This is a genomic window from Bradyrhizobium nanningense, assembly GCF_004114535.1.
GTDB lineage: Bacteria > Pseudomonadota > Alphaproteobacteria > Rhizobiales > Xanthobacteraceae > Bradyrhizobium > Bradyrhizobium nanningense.
This window is the reverse complement of sequence record NZ_LBJC01000024.1, coordinates 480,145-494,672: the sequence shown is the minus strand read 5'-3', so window position 1 is coordinate 494,672 and position 14,528 is coordinate 480,145. Positions and strand designations below refer to the sequence as shown.

Annotated in this window: 14 protein-coding genes; 4 read left to right on the top strand and 10 right to left on the bottom strand. The window is 65.4% G+C overall.

Annotation, left to right across the window (positions count from 1 at the left end; genetic code table 11):
* The first annotated feature begins 7 nt into the window (after positions 1-7).
* Positions 8-790: an endonuclease III gene (nth, locus tag XH84_RS19875; RefSeq protein WP_164936476.1), complete on the top strand. Its 783-nt coding sequence runs from the start codon at positions 8-10 to the stop codon at positions 788-790.
* Between the two features lie 24 nt (positions 791-814).
* Here nth and XH84_RS19870 read toward each other — a convergent pair whose 3' ends face one another.
* The 3 genes from XH84_RS19870 to XH84_RS19860 all read right to left on the bottom strand — a co-directional run bounded on the left by XH84_RS19870 (position 815) and on the right by XH84_RS19860 (position 4,781).
* Positions 815-1,555: a sulfate transporter family protein gene (locus tag XH84_RS19870; protein ID WP_128921142.1), complete on the bottom strand. Its 741-nt coding sequence runs from the start codon at positions 1,553-1,555 to the stop codon at positions 815-817.
* Positions 1,556-1,728: 173 nt separating this feature from the next.
* Complete coding sequence (gene nikR, locus XH84_RS19865) at positions 1,729-2,181, bottom strand: nickel-responsive transcriptional regulator NikR (RefSeq protein ID WP_128921143.1); 453 nt, start codon at positions 2,179-2,181, stop codon at positions 1,729-1,731.
* A gap of 134 nt (positions 2,182-2,315) precedes the next feature.
* On the bottom strand, positions 2,316-4,781 hold the full coding sequence (locus tag XH84_RS19860) for a heavy metal translocating P-type ATPase (protein WP_128921144.1): 2,466 nt from the start codon (positions 4,779-4,781) through the stop codon (positions 2,316-2,318).
* A 64-nt stretch (positions 4,782-4,845) separates the two neighbouring features.
* Between XH84_RS19860 and XH84_RS19855 the strand changes: the two genes are divergently transcribed.
* Positions 4,846-5,121, top strand: a complete 276-nt coding sequence (locus XH84_RS19855) for a metal-sensitive transcriptional regulator (protein ID WP_024338640.1) — start codon at positions 4,846-4,848, stop codon at positions 5,119-5,121.
* A 301-nt stretch (positions 5,122-5,422) separates the two neighbouring features.
* Here XH84_RS19855 and XH84_RS19845 read toward each other — a convergent pair whose 3' ends face one another.
* Positions 5,423-6,397: a YiiX/YebB-like N1pC/P60 family cysteine hydrolase gene (locus XH84_RS19845; RefSeq protein ID WP_128921146.1), complete on the bottom strand. Its 975-nt coding sequence runs from the start codon at positions 6,395-6,397 to the stop codon at positions 5,423-5,425.
* A 193-nt stretch (positions 6,398-6,590) separates the two neighbouring features.
* On the opposite strand from XH84_RS19845, the gene XH84_RS19840 reads away from it, so the two are divergent.
* Complete coding sequence (locus tag XH84_RS19840) at positions 6,591-7,979, top strand: flavin monoamine oxidase family protein (RefSeq protein WP_128921147.1); 1,389 nt, start codon at positions 6,591-6,593, stop codon at positions 7,977-7,979.
* 179 nt (positions 7,980-8,158) lie between these two features.
* Here XH84_RS19840 and XH84_RS19835 read toward each other — a convergent pair whose 3' ends face one another.
* From XH84_RS19835 to pheS, 4 genes are all read right to left on the bottom strand, one after another.
* Positions 8,159-8,929, bottom strand: coding sequence for a sulfite exporter TauE/SafE family protein (locus XH84_RS19835; protein WP_128921148.1), 771 nt, complete (start codon positions 8,927-8,929; stop codon positions 8,159-8,161).
* 55 nt (positions 8,930-8,984) lie between these two features.
* Positions 8,985-11,393, bottom strand: a complete 2,409-nt coding sequence (gene pheT / locus XH84_RS19830) for a phenylalanine--tRNA ligase subunit beta (RefSeq protein ID WP_128921149.1) — start codon at positions 11,391-11,393, stop codon at positions 8,985-8,987.
* A complete protein-coding gene (locus XH84_RS19825; RefSeq protein ID WP_128921150.1) occupies positions 11,390-11,836 on the bottom strand; it encodes an endonuclease domain-containing protein in 447 nt (148 codons plus the stop codon). The genes pheT and XH84_RS19825 overlap by 4 nt, the downstream gene beginning before the upstream one ends.
* Before the next feature lie 218 nt (positions 11,837-12,054).
* Positions 12,055-13,137, bottom strand: coding sequence for a phenylalanine--tRNA ligase subunit alpha (gene pheS, locus XH84_RS19820; RefSeq protein WP_128921151.1), 1,083 nt, complete (start codon positions 13,135-13,137; stop codon positions 12,055-12,057).
* 72 nt (positions 13,138-13,209) lie between these two features.
* On the opposite strand from pheS, the gene XH84_RS19815 reads away from it, so the two are divergent.
* Positions 13,210-13,704 carry a hypothetical protein gene (locus XH84_RS19815; protein WP_245471773.1) on the top strand — a complete coding sequence of 165 codons (495 nt, stop codon included), beginning with the start codon at positions 13,210-13,212 and terminating at the stop codon, positions 13,702-13,704.
* A gap of 8 nt (positions 13,705-13,712) precedes the next feature.
* On the opposite strand, the gene rplT is transcribed toward XH84_RS19815, so the two are convergent.
* Both rplT and rpmI read right to left on the bottom strand, forming a co-directional pair.
* The gene (gene rplT / locus XH84_RS19810; RefSeq protein ID WP_028179126.1) at positions 13,713-14,072 is read right to left on the bottom strand and encodes a 50S ribosomal protein L20; all 360 of its coding nucleotides are present in this window, start codon (positions 14,070-14,072) and stop codon (positions 13,713-13,715) included.
* Between the two features lie 80 nt (positions 14,073-14,152).
* Positions 14,153-14,353: a 50S ribosomal protein L35 gene (gene rpmI / locus XH84_RS19805; protein ID WP_008539890.1), complete on the bottom strand. Its 201-nt coding sequence runs from the start codon at positions 14,351-14,353 to the stop codon at positions 14,153-14,155.
* Positions 14,354-14,528: the final 175 nt, after the last annotated feature.

Below are 14,528 nucleotides of genomic sequence, written 5' to 3'. Positions count from 1 at the left end.
CCCGATCATGGCGAAAATCACCCGCAAGCCGGCTCCGCGCAAAGCGCCCGCGCCGAAGAAGACGGCCAGGGCCGCCGTCGCGAAGCCCAAGCCCGCTCAGAAAACGGCCTCAGCGAAAAAATCGCTCAAAGCCACCAAACCCAGCTCCTTAAAACCTTGGACCCCGGCGGAGGTCCACGACGCCTTCAGTCGCTTCCGCAAAGCCAACCCGGAACCGAAAGGAGAGCTCGAGCACCTCAATCCGTTCACGCTGCTGGTCGCCGTGGTGCTGTCGGCGCAGGCGACCGATGCCGGCGTCAACAAGGCGACGCGCGCGTTGTTCGAGGTCGCCGACACCCCGCAGAAGATGCTCGACCTCGGCGAGGAGCGCTTGCGCGACTACATCAAGACCATCGGCCTCTACCGCACCAAGGCGAAGAACGTGATCGCGCTGTCGGCCAAGCTGCTCAGCGAGTTCGGCGGCGAGGTACCGCGCACGCGCGCCGAAATCGAGTCGCTGCCCGGCGCCGGCCGCAAGACCGCCAACGTCGTGCTCAACATGGCCTTCGGCGAGCACACCATGGCGGTCGACACGCATGTCTTCCGCGTCGGCAACCGCACCGGGCTAGCGCCCGGCAAGACGCCGCTGGAGGTCGAGCTTGGTCTGGAAAAGGTGATCCCGGCCGCATTCATGCTGCATGCCCATCATTGGTTGATCCTGCACGGCCGCTATACGTGCCTCGCGCGCAAGCCGCGCTGCGAGGTCTGTCTGATCAACGATCTCTGCCGCTGGCCGGAGAAGACGGTCTGAGCGACGGCGCCGCGGCCCGCGTCATCACCGCAACTGCCGTGCCGGCGCGATCAGCTCGGGCCGCGGACCTGACAGCCGCTTGTGCATGTGGACCATGAAGGCCATGCCGAAGATCGGCGTTGCCAGATTGACGATTGGGATCGAGACGAAGGCGGCGATGAACAGCCCGGCGGTGAAGATGGTCGCGGCATTGTCGCGCCGCATCGCCTTGGCTTCCTCCGGCGGGCGGAAGCGCATCGCCGCGAGCTCGAAATATTCGCGGCCAAGGAGCCAGGCCGCGGCGAGGAAGAAGATCAGGAAGCCCGCGCCGGCGAACAACACCAGCGGCAGCGCGGCGAGATAGACCAAAATCGTCAACAGCGCGGTCTTGACGCCCTCGAGGATCGCCTGGCTGAGGGGCAGCGCGACGCCCGGCTGCTCGGCGGGATAATGCTCGCGCTCGACGATGTCGGCGACGTCGTCGACGAACAGGCTCGCCACCAGCGAGGTGATCGCGGGCATCAGGAAGATGCCGCCGAACACGACGCCGAGGCCCGCTGCGATCGAAACGATCCAGGACAAGACGTCGAGCGAGGAGTGCCAGCCCGGCCCGAGCAGGCCTTCCAGCCAGACCTCGCCAGAGGTCGCAAACCAGCTGAGCAGCCGCTGCAAGCCGATCGCCAGCACAATGATCAGCACGAGCGCAAGCCCGATCGATCGCCACAGGATCGAGCGCATCGGCGGCGAGATCATTTGCGACAGCGCCTTCACGGCGGCATCCAGCATGGGAGACCCTTTCACGAAACGACCCGCGAGAGGTAGACACCCAATGCGGCTTCGGCAAGGGAGGTTGGTTGTCCAAGACACGGCCGTGTCCCGGACGCGGTGCAGCGTGCAACGCTGCTCTGCGGCACACCGCTGAAGAAGCGTTGCGCTGCGTCCGGGGCACGCAAGCCCGCCTACTCATGCCGATGGCCGTGCCCGTGCTTCCGCGCTTTCGCCGGCTTCCCCTCGCCCGTCGGGATCATCACCACGCGGCCGTAGCGGACGCCGCGTTCGGCGATGATGTGGTCGGCGAAATGCTTGACCTCATCCGCCGACCCCTTCAGCGCCGTCATCTCCATGCAATTGTTGTCGTCGAGATGGACGTGCAGGGTCGCCAGCGCGAGGTCGTGATGGCCGTGGAATTCCTGCACCAGTCGTTTCGACAGATCGCGGGCGGCGTGGTCGTAGACATAGACGAGACCGGCGACGCAGGGGCCGGTCTGCGCGGTGTCCTCGGTGCTCTGCTGCAGACCGGCGCGCGCGAGGTCGCGGATGATCTCGGAGCGATTCTGGTAACCGCGCGCTTCCGCCGCCGCGTCGATCTCCGCCAACAGGTCGTCCTCGATCGTGATGGTAATTCGCTGCATCAGATATTCCCCGCACCTCTCGCCTGCGTTCCGTGAACCGTAGCCCGGATGGAGCGAAGCGCAATCCGGGACGGTGCCGATGTGGGCAGGACTCCCGGATTTCGCTAGCGCTCCGTCCGGGCTACGCGGCTTCCCTACAGCTGCGTCGCACGCAGGCGCAGCGCATTGCCGACCACGCTGACCGAGGACAGTGCCATCGCCGCCGCGGCGATGATCGGCGAGAGCAGCAAGCCGAACGCCGGATAGAGGATGCCGGCGGCGATCGGAATGCCGGCGGCATTGTAGATGAAGGCGAAGAACAGGTTTTGGCGGATGTTGCTCATGGTCGCCTGCGACAGTTTTCGGGCGCGGACGATGCCAACGAGATCGCCCTTGAGCAGGGTCACGCCCGCGCTCTCCATCGCGACATCCGTGCCGGTGCCCATGGCGATGCCGACTTCTGCGGCGGCCAGCGCGGGCGCGTCGTTGACGCCGTCGCCGGCCATCGCGACGATGCGGCCGGCCTTTTGCAGCTTGGTCACCACCGCGCTCTTCTGATCCGGCAGCACCTCGGCCTCGACCTCGGCGATACCGAGCCGGCGCGCCACCGCTTCCGCCGTGGTGCGGTTGTCGCCGGTCAGCATGATCACCTTGATGCCTTCGGCAGCTAACGCCTTCAGTGCCTCCGGGGTCGAGGCCTTGACCGGATCGGCGATCGCGAACAGGCCGGCAAGCCGGCCATCGACGGCCATGTTGATCACGGTGGCTCCGTCGCCGCGCAGCCGCTCGGCCTCGGCGTCGAGTGTCGCCGTGTCGATTCCGATCGAGGTGAGATATCTCGCGTTGCCGAGCGCGATGGTCTTGCCGTCGACCTTGCCGGTGGCGCCCTTGCCGGTCGGGGAGTCGAAATGCTCGACCTGGCCGAAGGCAAGCTGCTTCTCCTTGGCTGCGCGAACGATCGCGTCGGCCAGAGGATGCTCGCTGGCGCGCTCGACGCTGGCCGCAAGCCGCAGGATGTCATCTTCCGCAAAGCCGGCGGCCGGCACGATCGCGACCACCTTGGGCTTGCCCTCGGTCAGCGTGCCGGTCTTGTCGACCACCAGCGTGTCGATCTTCTCCATCCGCTCCAGCGCCTCGGCGTTCTTGATCAGCACGCCGCCTTGCGCACCGCGGCCGACGCCGACCATGATCGACATCGGGGTCGCCAGGCCCAGCGCACAGGGGCAGGCGATGATCAGCACGCTGACGGCGGCGACGAGACCGAAGGCGAGCCGCGGCTCCGGTCCGAACCAGGCCCAGGCGGCGAAGGCCGCGAGAGCGACGACGATCACCATCGGCACGAACCAGCCGGCGACCTGATCGGCCAGACGCTGGATCGGCGCGCGCGAGCGCTGCGCATCCGCGACCATCTGCACGATCTGCGACAGCAGCGTCTCGCGGCCGACCTTGTCGGCACGCATCACGAAGCTACCCGATTGGTTCAGCGTGCCGGCAATGACCTTTGCGCCGGTTTCCTTGGTGACAGGCATGGATTCGCCCGTGACGAGGGATTCGTCGAGTGACGAGCGTCCCTCGAGAATGATTCCGTCGACCGGCACTTTCTCACCAGGCCGAACGCGCAAGCGGTCGCCGGCATGAAGCGTATCGATCTCGACCTCGTGCTCGCTGCCATCGGCATCGACGCGTCGCGCGGTCTTCGGCGCCAGTTGAAGCAACGCCTTGATCGCGCCCGAGGTGGCGTCACGCGCGCGCAGCTCCAGCACCTGGCCGAGCAGCACCAGCACGGTGATGACGGCGGCGGCTTCGAAATAGACGGCGACCGCACCTTCATGGGCGCGGAACGTGGCAGGGAAGATCTGCGGCGTGACGGTGCCGAGCACGCTGTAGACATAGGCAACGCCCGTACCCATCGCGATCAGCGTGAACATGTTGAGGTTGCGTGTCAGCAGCGACTGCCAGCCGCGGACGAAGAACGGCCAGCCGGCCCACAGTACCACCGGGGTGGCGAAGACGAGCTGGATCCAGTTCGAAAGCGCCGCATCGATCCAATTGTGTGGACCCGCGAGATGGCCGCCCATCTCCAGCACCACGGGCGGCAGTGACAGCACGCCGCCGATCCAGAACCGCCGCGTCATGTCGGCGAGCTCGGGATTGGGGCCGGTCTCCAGGCTCGCGACTTCCGGCTCCAGCGCCATGCCGCAGATCGGGCACGTGCCCGGGCCGACCTGGCGGATCTCGGGGTGCATCGGGCAGGTGTAGATCGTGCCCGCGGGCATCTCGGGTTCGGGCGCCTTCTCCTTGGCAAGATATTTGGCGGGATCGGCGGCGAACTTGGTGCGGCAGCCGGCCGAGCAGAAATGGAAGGTCTCGCCGTGATGTGTGAGCTGGTGCTTCGAGGTCGCGGGATCGACGCTCATGCCGCAGACAGGATCTTTGACCTTCGTCACGCCCTCACCAGGGTCATGCGCGTGATGATGAGCGTCACCGGCATGATCGCCGTGCCCGCCGCAGCAGGAGGACTCCGCCGGTTTGGCCGCTGTCGCCTCGGTCACGTCCGTTTTGGCTGAACACCCGCATCCGGAATGTCCGTTCGCGTCGTGATGATGCCCGTGTTCGTTCATAGCCTTGCTCCGGCGCTTGTGCCCAGGTCTTGCAACCTATACCCGGTAGGGGTATATAGACCTCATGCGCAAAGACATCAAGGCATCTGTCGGAAAACGCCTCGGCCGGATCGAGGGCCAGGTTCGCGGCCTCTCGAAAATGGTAGAGGAGGACCGGTACTGCATCGACATCGTGACGCAGATCTCGGCGGTGCGGGCCGCGCTGCGCCGGGTCGAGGAGGAGATCCTGAAGGATCACGTCGCCCATTGCGTCGAGCACGCCATCGCGAGCGGCGACAAGGCCGACCAACGCGAGAAGATCGCGGAGCTGATGGCGGTGATCGGACGGGCGGAGCGGTAGGTCTCCACCGTCATTGCGAGCGCAGCGAAGCAATCCAGACCGTCTCCGAGGAGGTAGTCTGGATTGCTTCGTCGCAAGAGCTCCTCGCAATGACGGATGTTGAGGCGCGAGATCGCACTCAAACCCCAGGTCGCCCCTGCGAACGCAGGGACCTGCGCGCGAGCGCCTACGCTCGTCGCGATAGCCCCAGGGAGAGGTTTGGCGAAGACTTCTCGATCGGTACTGCTATCGTCCGCACGCGATAGATCACGCGGTCTGGGTCCCTGCGCCCGTGCGCAATTGCGCACCAGGCAGGGACGACCTATGCCGCCCGCTCGCGCGCCGGGCCACGGCGCCTCGGGCGGTACATCGCCAGCTTCTTCAGCAGCGGGACATGTTCGGGGACGGTTTCGGCTGCCGCAGGCTGAGCACTCACTTGCTCAGCCGGAACCTCATCCGGCGCCTCTTGGTCAATCGCTTCAGGAACGAGCGGCGGCGCACTGATCGTTTCTGGAAACACACTGAATGTGCCCGCTACCTCCTCGAGCGGCTTCTGCTTGTCGGCCCAGTGCAGCGCGGTGTAGTCGAACCCGTGCACGATGGTGGGTTTGACGACCTCGAAATAGGGCGAGATGTCGAAGTCGCGGGGCATGTAGAGCGAGGAATCGCGGATGTGCAGGATCTCGCGGCGGGCGGCGCGGCTGCCGGCCTTGGTGATCTTCGGCAGGATCGGGTAGCGCACCGCGTCGAACGCCTGCGCGATCAGCGCCGAGCAGATGATCTTGGTCGGATCGCCCGAGCCAATCGCGATCATGCGTCGCCGCCAGCGCTGCGGTACCGGCAGCGGGAACAGGAAGCGCATGAGGTCGACGATGTTCTTGGTGTCGTAGCCGAAGCCGATGCGGTTGATCGCATAGCGGCAGACCGTGGTGCGATCCTCATAGGACAGCCCGACCGGGCGGCAGACGCGGGTGTGATACGGGAAATATTTCGACAGCGGCGCAGAGGTGACGCCTTCGCCGATATTGGCTTCGATCAGCACATGCGGCTCGCCGTCGGGCTCCACGGCGCCCTCGACAGGGCCGACATAGAGCGCGGCATGCGACCAGGTCGACTGCGTCAGATATTTGATGATGCCGGAGATGCGGTTGTTGCCCTCGATCAGCAGCACGTCGCCGGGCTCGATGACGCCGCGCAGGTGCTCCGGGTCGCTCGGTGTGAACGGCTCGTAGCCCGGCACCTCCTTGGAGAGGTACGCGGCAATCAGCTTGCCGACTGAATCTAGGACCGTCCCCATTTCCAACTCCCCCCCACGGCCTTTTCCGGCCGTCTTTTTCCCTTCTCTATCATGGTCGAAACGTGTTGCAATTCGGTTCATCAATCCGTGAGGTCAAGCACGATTGATTCACCATGATGGTTGCCGTGCAACATCAGATGCGGCAAGTTTCACTGACTGTTCCCGTTCGCCGCAAGTCCTCGGAAACCATGACATGACAATCACGCGCCGCGGTTTCCTTGTCGCGTCGGCGGCTGTTGCCGCGATGCCGGTCCTGCGCGCAAACGCAGCCAGCCTGCCGCGCGAGGTCGACATCGTCGTGATTGGGGCGGGGGCTGCGGGAATCGCCGCGGCGCGGCGCATCATGGCGTCGGGCCGCAAGGTCGTCGTGGTGGAAGCGGCGTCCCAGATCGGCGGCCGCTGTATCACCGACAGCATGACATTCGACACGCCGTTCGACCGCGGTGCGCGCTGGATGCACAATCCCGACACCAATCCGATGATCCGGCTGGCGCGCAGTGCCGGGCTCGACGTGCTGCCGGCGCCGTCCGGCCAGAAGATGCGTATCGGCCGCCGCAACGCGCGTGCGGGCGAGACCGAGCAGTTCCTGGCGGCGTTGGTGCGCGCCAACCGCGCCATCGACGAGGCCGCGCGGGGAAAGCTGGATACCTCCTGCGCGTCCGTGCTGCCAAAGGATCTCGGCGACTGGGCGGGCGCGGCCGAGTTCATGTTGGGCGCGAGCTTTGCCGGCAAGGACCTGAAGGAGCTATCCGCGATCGACAAGGGGCGCGCGCAGGACCGCAACGCGGCGATCGCCTGCCGTCAGGGCCTCGGCACGCTGATCACCAAGCTCGGCGAGCAGGCACCGGTGGCGCTGTCGAGCCCGGTGAGCCGCGTAGCCTGGAGCAACCGCGACGTCAGCGTGGAGACGCCAGCCGGCAGGATCGCCGCGCGCGCGATCATCGTCACGGTTTCGACCAACGTGCTGACGTCAGGCGCGATCAAGTTCACGCCCGATATTCCCAAGCGCACACTGGACGCGGCGTCAAAACTCGGCCTCGGCAGCTACGATCGCATCATGCTGCAATTGCCGGGCAACCCGCTCGGCCTGTCGCGCGACGATATCCTGATCGAGCAGAGCAATTCGACGCGCACGGCGCTGATGTTCGCCAATATCGGCGGCTCCTCGCTCTGCTCCATCGATGTCGGCGGCACGTTCGGCCGCGAACTTTCCGAGCAGGGCGAGAAGGCGATGGCCGCCTTCGCCAGGGAATGGATCACAAAACTGTTCGGCAGCGAGGCTGCGGCCGCCGTGCAGAAGACCAGCGCCACGCGCTGGAACGCCTCGCCTTACGTGATGGGCGCGATGTCGGCGGCTTCACCCGGCGGCCAGCTCTCGCGAAAGATTTTGGCAGAGCCGATCGGCAATGTGTTCCTCGCCGGCGAGGCCACCCACGAGACGCTGTGGGGCACCGTCGACGGCGCCTGGGAAAGCGGCGAGCGCGCCGCGGACGCGGCCTTGCGCAAGATCGGCGCGCTCAAGGACGAGCCCGCCGACATGCCGACGCAGTCGACGAAGAAGCGCCGCGTGCCACGGAAGTAGGGCACTCAACTCGCCACAAACTCCGCTGTCGTCCCGGACAAGCGCGCTCCAAGGCGCGCGCAGATCCGGGACCCATAACCACAGGAAGTGGTTTTACGAAGACTCGGAGTTGTCAGCTTCGCGCGATAGACGCTGACCGGGATTATGGGTCCCTGCGTTCGCAGGGACGACACGGTGGTTTACCGCAGCACGCCATCCAGCACCGGCAGCCCGGCGATCACCGCCATCGCGATCAGCGCGTAGCAGATGCCGCGAAATACTCGCTCGCTGGCGCGTCCGAACAGCGAGGCCCCGAACGCGACGCCGAGCGCATAGACCGGGCCGACGATCAGCGAAAGCGCGAGCGACTCGCGTGAGATCAGCCCCGTGGTCGCGTAACTGATCATCGAGAAGAAATCAGAGGCGCCGAAAAACAGCACGATGTTGGCGCGCGCGACGATCGGCGCGATCGGGCGGCCGAGCCAATAGCCGACGATCGGCGGCCCGCCGGTCTGCGCGAGGCCGCTGCAGAAGCCGGAGAGCCCGCCGATACCGACCGCGAGCCAGGCGTGGTCCTTGCCGCGGTAGCGCCAGCCCGACAGCAGCAGAAGCAGGAGCGCGGCGACGAAGCAGGAGATGATCCAGCGCGTGGTGACGGGCTCGAGCACGCTGAGGAAATAGGTGCCGACGGGTACGCCGACCAGCGCGCCCAGCGCGATCACGGCGGTGGCCTTGCGGTCGGCCTTCCGCCACGCGTGCGGCAGCAGCGGTGCTGCCGAGACGAAATCAATGACGAGCAGCAGGGCGGCGACCAGCCGCGGCGCGGCGATGCTGCTCGCCAGCGGCATGAAGATCAGCGCGGCGCCGAAACCGGAGAAGCCGCGTGCAGTGCCCGAAACGAAAGCGACGGCGCAGAGCGCCATCGCAATGGTGAGGCTGACGTCCTTCGGAAGGAAGTCCGCGAACGTCATGCTCTATGTTTCTGGAGCATGACGTTGTCCGAAAACCGCTTCACACTTTTCGGCATCATGCTCGCAACGTGCCGCCGGTCTTCTTCGCGACCTCGGCGACGATCTTCGCCGCGACGGCCTCGATCTCCTGATCGGTCAGGGTCTTCTCGCGCGGCTGGAGCGTGACCGCGACCGCGAGCGACTTCTTGCCCTCGTCGATGCCCTTGCCCTCGTAGACGTCGAAGACGTTGACGCCGGTGATCAGCTTCTTGTCGACCCCCTGCGCGGCACGCACGATGTCGCCGGCCTTCACGGCACGATCGACGATGAAGGCGAAGTCGCGCGACACCGGCTGGAACGCCGACAGCTCGATTCCGGGCTTGGCGCGGGTCGGCTTCTTCTTGGCCTCCGGGATGCGGTCGAGGATCACCTCGAACACAAGCAGCGGGCCGTCGGCGCCGAGTGCTTCGAGCGCGCGCGGATGTACCTCGCCGAAAGTGCCGAGCACGTTCTGCGGTCCGATCTGGATCGTGCCGGAGCGGCCCGGATGCAGCCAAGACGGTCCACCGGCGACGATCTGCAGTGCCTGCATCGGCGCGCCGGCCGCAGCCAGAACAGCCAGCGCATCTGCCTTGGCGTCGAACACGTCGGCTTGCGCCGAGCCCGACCAGTGCCGCCCCAGACCGTCGGACGAAGCAAAGCCGCGGCGAACGCCGCTCGCGGCCATGAACTGGTCCTGCGGGCGATCGCCCCTGAAGACCTGGCCGACCTCGAACAGCGCGACATCGCCCACGCCGCGATTGGCGTTCGCCTGGGCTGCCGCGATCAGGCCCGCGAGCAGCGTCGGGCGCATGTCGGACAGATCCGACGCGATGGGGTTGGCGACTTCGAGCTCGCGCTGGCCACCGCCGAACAATTGTGCCGCGGACTTCGTGATGAAGGACCAGGTCACCGCCTCGACCATGCCGCGGCTCGAGAGCGCGCGCTTGGCCCGGCGGGTGCGCAGCTGCAGCGGCGTCAGCACCGGTTTGCGCGCGTCCTCGCCGCGCTCGAACGGCGTCATCGGCACCTTGTCGACGCCGAAGATGCGGACGACCTCCTCGACGATGTCGGCCTTGCCGTGGACGTCCGAGCGCCACGAGGGCACGGCCACCTTCACGACCGGTCCCGGGCCCGCCATCATGAAGCCGAGATGGGTCAGGATGCGCTTCATCTCCGGCTGCGGCACCTCGATGCCGGACAGACGCTTGACCTCGGTGACAGGGAAATCGATCACGCGGTCGTCGCCGAAGGAGTTGCCGACGACGACGTTCTCGGACGGCGTGCCGCCGCACGTCTCCATCACCAGCTTGGTCGCGAGCTCCAGCCCCGGCACCATGAAGGCCGGATCGACGCCGCGCTCGAAGCGGTAGCGCGCATCGGAATTGATGCCGAGTTTGCGGCCGGTCTGCGCGATGTTGATCTCGTTCCACAGCGCCGATTCGATCAGCACGTCGGTGGTGGTCTCATCGCAGCCGGAGGCCTCGCCGCCCATGATGCCGGCTAGCGATTCGACGCCGTGCTCGTCCGCGATCACGCAAGTCGCGGGATCGAGATCATAGGTGCGGCCGTCGAGCGCCAGCAGCGTCTCGCGGTCGCGCGCGCGGCGCACGACGAGATTGCCCTTCACCTTCTTGGCGTCGAACACGTGCAGCGGACGCGCGCGGTCGTAGGTCATGAAGTTGGTGATGTCGACCAGCGCATTGATCGGGCGCAGCCCGATCGCGCTCAGCCGCTTCTGCAGCCATTCCGGCGACGGGCCATTCTTGACGCCGCGCACGAGGCGAAGCGCGAAGCCCGGACAGAGCGAGGTGTCCTCGACCGTGACCTTCACCGGACAGGGGAATTCGCCCTTGATCGGCTTGATCGTGGGGTCCTTGAACTTGCCCATGTCGGCAGCGGCGAGGTCGCGCGCGATGCCGTGCACGCCGGTGCAATCCTGCCGGTTCGGCGTCAGATTGATCTCGACCACGGGATCGCCAAGCGCGGCCCATTCGGCGTATCCGGCGCCGATTGGCGCATCCGCCGGCAATTCCATGATGCCGTCATGGTCGTTGGAGATCTGCAGCTCCGCCGCCGAGCACAGCATGCCGCGGCTCTCGACGCCGCGAATGGTGCCAACACCCAACGTGATGTCCTTGCCGGGAATATAGGTGCCGGGCGGCGAGAACACGCTGACGAGACCCGCGCGCGCATTCGGCGCGCCGCACACGACCTGCACCGGCGCGCCGCCGTCACCCGTGTCGACCATGCAGACACGCAGCCGGTCCGCATTCGGATGCTGCTCGGCCGAGATCACCTTCGCGATGGTGAAGGGCTTGAGCGCCTTCGCCTTGTCCTCGATGTTCTCGACCTCGAGCCCGATCATGGTGAGCTTATCGGCGAGCTTGTCCAGCGGCTCGTCGGTCTCGAGATGATCCTTCAGCCAGGAGAGGGTAAATTTCATGGCTGTTTTTTCTCCACGGAGACGGTCTGCTCCCTCCCCCGCTTGCGGGGGAGGGCTGGGGAGAGGGTTCTCTCCGCAATGGCAGTAACTATTGTTTCAAGAACACCGGAACGGTTTGTCATCACGTCATGATTGTTGAAGCGCAGAACTTTGAAGCCCTTCGCTTCGATCGCAACAGAGCGACGCGCATCGGCCCGTTCGCCTGCATCCGAGAAATGTTGGCCGCCGTCGAGCTCGATGACGAGCTTGGCCGCGTGGCAGATGAAGTCGGCGACGTAGTGATCAATCGGCACTTGGCGGCGAAAGCGCGCGCCGTTCAATCGGCCGGCGCGCAGCTCTGACCAGAGGATACGCTCCGCATCGATCGAGTTGCGCCTGAGCGCGCGCGCATTGGCGCGCAGTTTAGCCGGTACCTTCCAATCCGGGTGCTTGGGATCGACCATCGGCAGCCCCATTGCGGAGAAACCCTCTCCCCAACCCTCCCCCGCAAGCGGGGGAGGGAGCTCGACCTGTCGAGCGGACGGAGAATAGGTACCCATGAGACAAACGTCACCACGAGCGCGCACCATCCTTTCCCTCCCCCGCTTGCGGGGGAGGGAAAGGGAGAGGGTTGTCTCCGCAAAGGGAACGGAGAGAGTCTTCGTATGGCTAATCACAGCCATCACGAGCTCAGCCCTCCGGCAAGCGTTGGCACTTCCAGCGGCTTGAAGCCGTAATGGGACAGCCAGCGGATGTCGCTGTCGAACAGCTGGCGCAGATCGGCGATGCCGTATTTCAGCATGGCGATGCGGTCGATGCCCATGCCCCAGGCAAAACCCTGGTACTCGTCGGGATCGATGCCGCAGGCGCGCAGCACGTTCGGATGCACCATGCCGCAGCCGAGAATCTCGAGCCAGTCCTCGCCCTCGCCGAAGCGGATCTCGCCCTTGTCGCGGCGGCACTGGATATCGACTTCCAGCGACGGTTCGGTGAACGGGAAGAACGAGGGCCGGAAGCGCATGTTGATGTGGTCGACCTCGAAGAACGCCTTGCAGAACTCGTGCAGGATCCATTTGAGATGGCCGAGATGCGAGGTCTTGTCGATGACGAGGCCTTCGACCTGGTGGAATTGCGGCGTGTGGGTCGCGTCGGAATCGATGCGATAGGTGCGGCCCGGGCAGATCACGCGGATCGGCGGCTTCTGGCTCAGCATGGTGCGCACCTGCACCGGCGAGGTGTGGGTACGAAGCAGCATGCGCGAGCCGTCCTCTTTCGGATGGAAGAAGAACGTGTCGTGCATCTCGCGCGCGGGATGACCTTCCGGGAAGTTCAGCCTGGTGAAGTTGTAATCGTCGGTCTCGATGTCCGGGCCTTCAGCGACCGAGAATCCCATGTCGGCGAAGATCGTGGTCAGCTCGTCCCAGACCTGGCTCAGCGGATGGATGCGGCCGGCCTCGGCCTGAGCCTCGCGCAGCGGCAGCGTGACGTCGACGGTCTCGGATGCCAGCCGCGCATCGAGCGCCGCCGATTTCAGGACGTCGCGCCGTGCGGCGAGCGCCGCGGTGACCTTGTCCTTGGCCTGGTTGATCGCGGCGCCTTGCGTCTTGCGCTCGTCCGGCGACATCTTGCCAAGCGTGGCGAGCAGCGCCGAGATCGAGCCCTTCTTGCCGAGGGCTGCGACGCGCACCGCTTCGAGCGCGGCTTCGTCGCCGGCGGCGGCGATCTGGTCGAGGATGGAGGTTTCGAGCGTTGCGAGGTCGGACACAGTCAAATCCTTGCTGCCAAAATTCGGCTGGGTTGTCGCCGCCCGAAGGGCGTAACGTCAAGCGAAAAGCCGGTGGTTTCGGGCTCCCACCCGGTTGGGATTGAACCTCGCGCATCGGCCCTGCACCAAGGGGAATGTGAGGAGACTTTTGCGATGCTTTCGAAATCCTGCCTGGTTGTCCTGGCTGTTATTTTGTTCATTGCCGGCACCCCTGCACGCGCCATGGTCTGTATGGAGACATCCATGACGCTGGATGAGGTCGTCGATACCATCAACAAGCAGAAGAGCTGCGAAGCCGCGATGAAGGTGTTTCAGGACTGCCAATTGACCGCGAGCGGCGATGTCCAGCTTGGCGCCGCCGTTGAAAAGAAATGCGAGGCGGACTTCATGCCTGGCCTCAATCTCGCGCAGCAGCAGGCTTACAAACGCGAGATGCGCGTTTGTGACCAGAAGTACCGAAACAAGTCCGGCACCATGTATCTGTCGTTCGCGGCATTCTGCCGGGCGGAGGTCGCCCAGCGCTACTCGCAGCGCGCGGAGAAGGCTGCGGGCCAGAAGACCCGCTAGCGCAACCGTCAGGCCGCCAGAGCCGCTTTGGCCTTCTCGGCGATCGCCTGGAACGCGGCGGGCTCGCTGATCGCGAGATCCGACAGCACCTTGCGGTCCACGGTGATCCCGGACTTGGCCATGCCGTCGATAAATCGGCTGTAGGTCAGGCCGAACGGACGGACGGCAGCGTTGATGCGCTGGATCCAGAGCGCGCGGAACGTCCGCTTCTTACGCTTGCGGTCGCGGAAGGCATATTGCATCGCCTTCTCGACCGCCGGCTTGGCGGCGCGGATGGTGTTCTTGCGGCGGCCGTAGAAGCCCTTGGCGGCCTTGTAGACTTTCTTGTGCTTGGCGTGGGCGGTCACACCGCGTTTGACGCGAGACATGACGAAATCCTTCAGAGATGACTTTGGTTATCGGATTGCCGCGCAAGACGCGGCACGGCTGGCAGTGATCGTGGACGCGATCAGGCGTTCGGCAAGAAGTACTTCTTGACGTTGTCGCCGTCGGTCTTGAACAGCACGCGGGTGCCGCGGAGCTGACGGATCTGCTTCTTCGTCCGCTTGATCATGCCGTGACGCTTGCCGCGCTGGGCGTGCATCACTTTGCCGGTGGCAGTCACCTTGAAGCGCTTTTTAGCGCCCGATTTGGTCTTCAGCTTGGGCATTTGGCTCTCCTAATGGCCACAGAGATCCGCCCGCGAAGGCGGCTGGCCGTCAAAATGCTCGTTAGAGCGTTGATTGTGCTCAGGTTTTACGAACAAGCGCGAAACCCGCACGAACACCGCCACGGCAGCCCTTAATCAGCCGGGCGATGAAGGCTGGGCTTATGGCAGAGGACAA

What these genes read in the sequence shown, in the direction of transcription:
- nth (WP_164936476.1), top strand. Translation starts at nt 8, where the DNA reads ATGGCGAAAATCACCCGCAAGCCGGCTCCGCGCAAAGCGCCCGCGCCG.
- XH84_RS19870 (WP_128921142.1), bottom strand. Translation starts at nt 1,555, where the DNA reads ATGCTGGATGCCGCCGTGAAGGCGCTGTCGCAAATGATCTCGCCGCCG.
- nikR (WP_128921143.1), bottom strand. Translation starts at nt 2,181, where the DNA reads ATGCAGCGAATTACCATCACGATCGAGGACGACCTGTTGGCGGAGATC.
- XH84_RS19860 (WP_128921144.1), bottom strand. Translation starts at nt 4,781, where the DNA reads ATGAACGAACACGGGCATCATCACGACGCGAACGGACATTCCGGATGC.
- XH84_RS19855 (WP_024338640.1), top strand. Translation starts at nt 4,846, where the DNA reads ATGCGCAAAGACATCAAGGCATCTGTCGGAAAACGCCTCGGCCGGATC.
- XH84_RS19845 (WP_128921146.1), bottom strand. Translation starts at nt 6,397, where the DNA reads ATGGGGACGGTCCTAGATTCAGTCGGCAAGCTGATTGCCGCGTACCTC.
- XH84_RS19840 (WP_128921147.1), top strand. Translation starts at nt 6,591, where the DNA reads ATGACAATCACGCGCCGCGGTTTCCTTGTCGCGTCGGCGGCTGTTGCC.
- XH84_RS19835 (WP_128921148.1), bottom strand. Translation starts at nt 8,929, where the DNA reads ATGACGTTCGCGGACTTCCTTCCGAAGGACGTCAGCCTCACCATTGCG.
- pheT (WP_128921149.1), bottom strand. Translation starts at nt 11,393, where the DNA reads ATGAAATTTACCCTCTCCTGGCTGAAGGATCATCTCGAGACCGACGAG.
- XH84_RS19825 (WP_128921150.1), bottom strand. Translation starts at nt 11,836, where the DNA reads ATGGTCGATCCCAAGCACCCGGATTGGAAGGTACCGGCTAAACTGCGC.
- rplT (WP_028179126.1), bottom strand. Translation starts at nt 14,072, where the DNA reads ATGTCTCGCGTCAAACGCGGTGTGACCGCCCACGCCAAGCACAAGAAA.
- rpmI (WP_008539890.1), bottom strand. Translation starts at nt 14,353, where the DNA reads ATGCCCAAGCTGAAGACCAAATCGGGCGCTAAAAAGCGCTTCAAGGTG.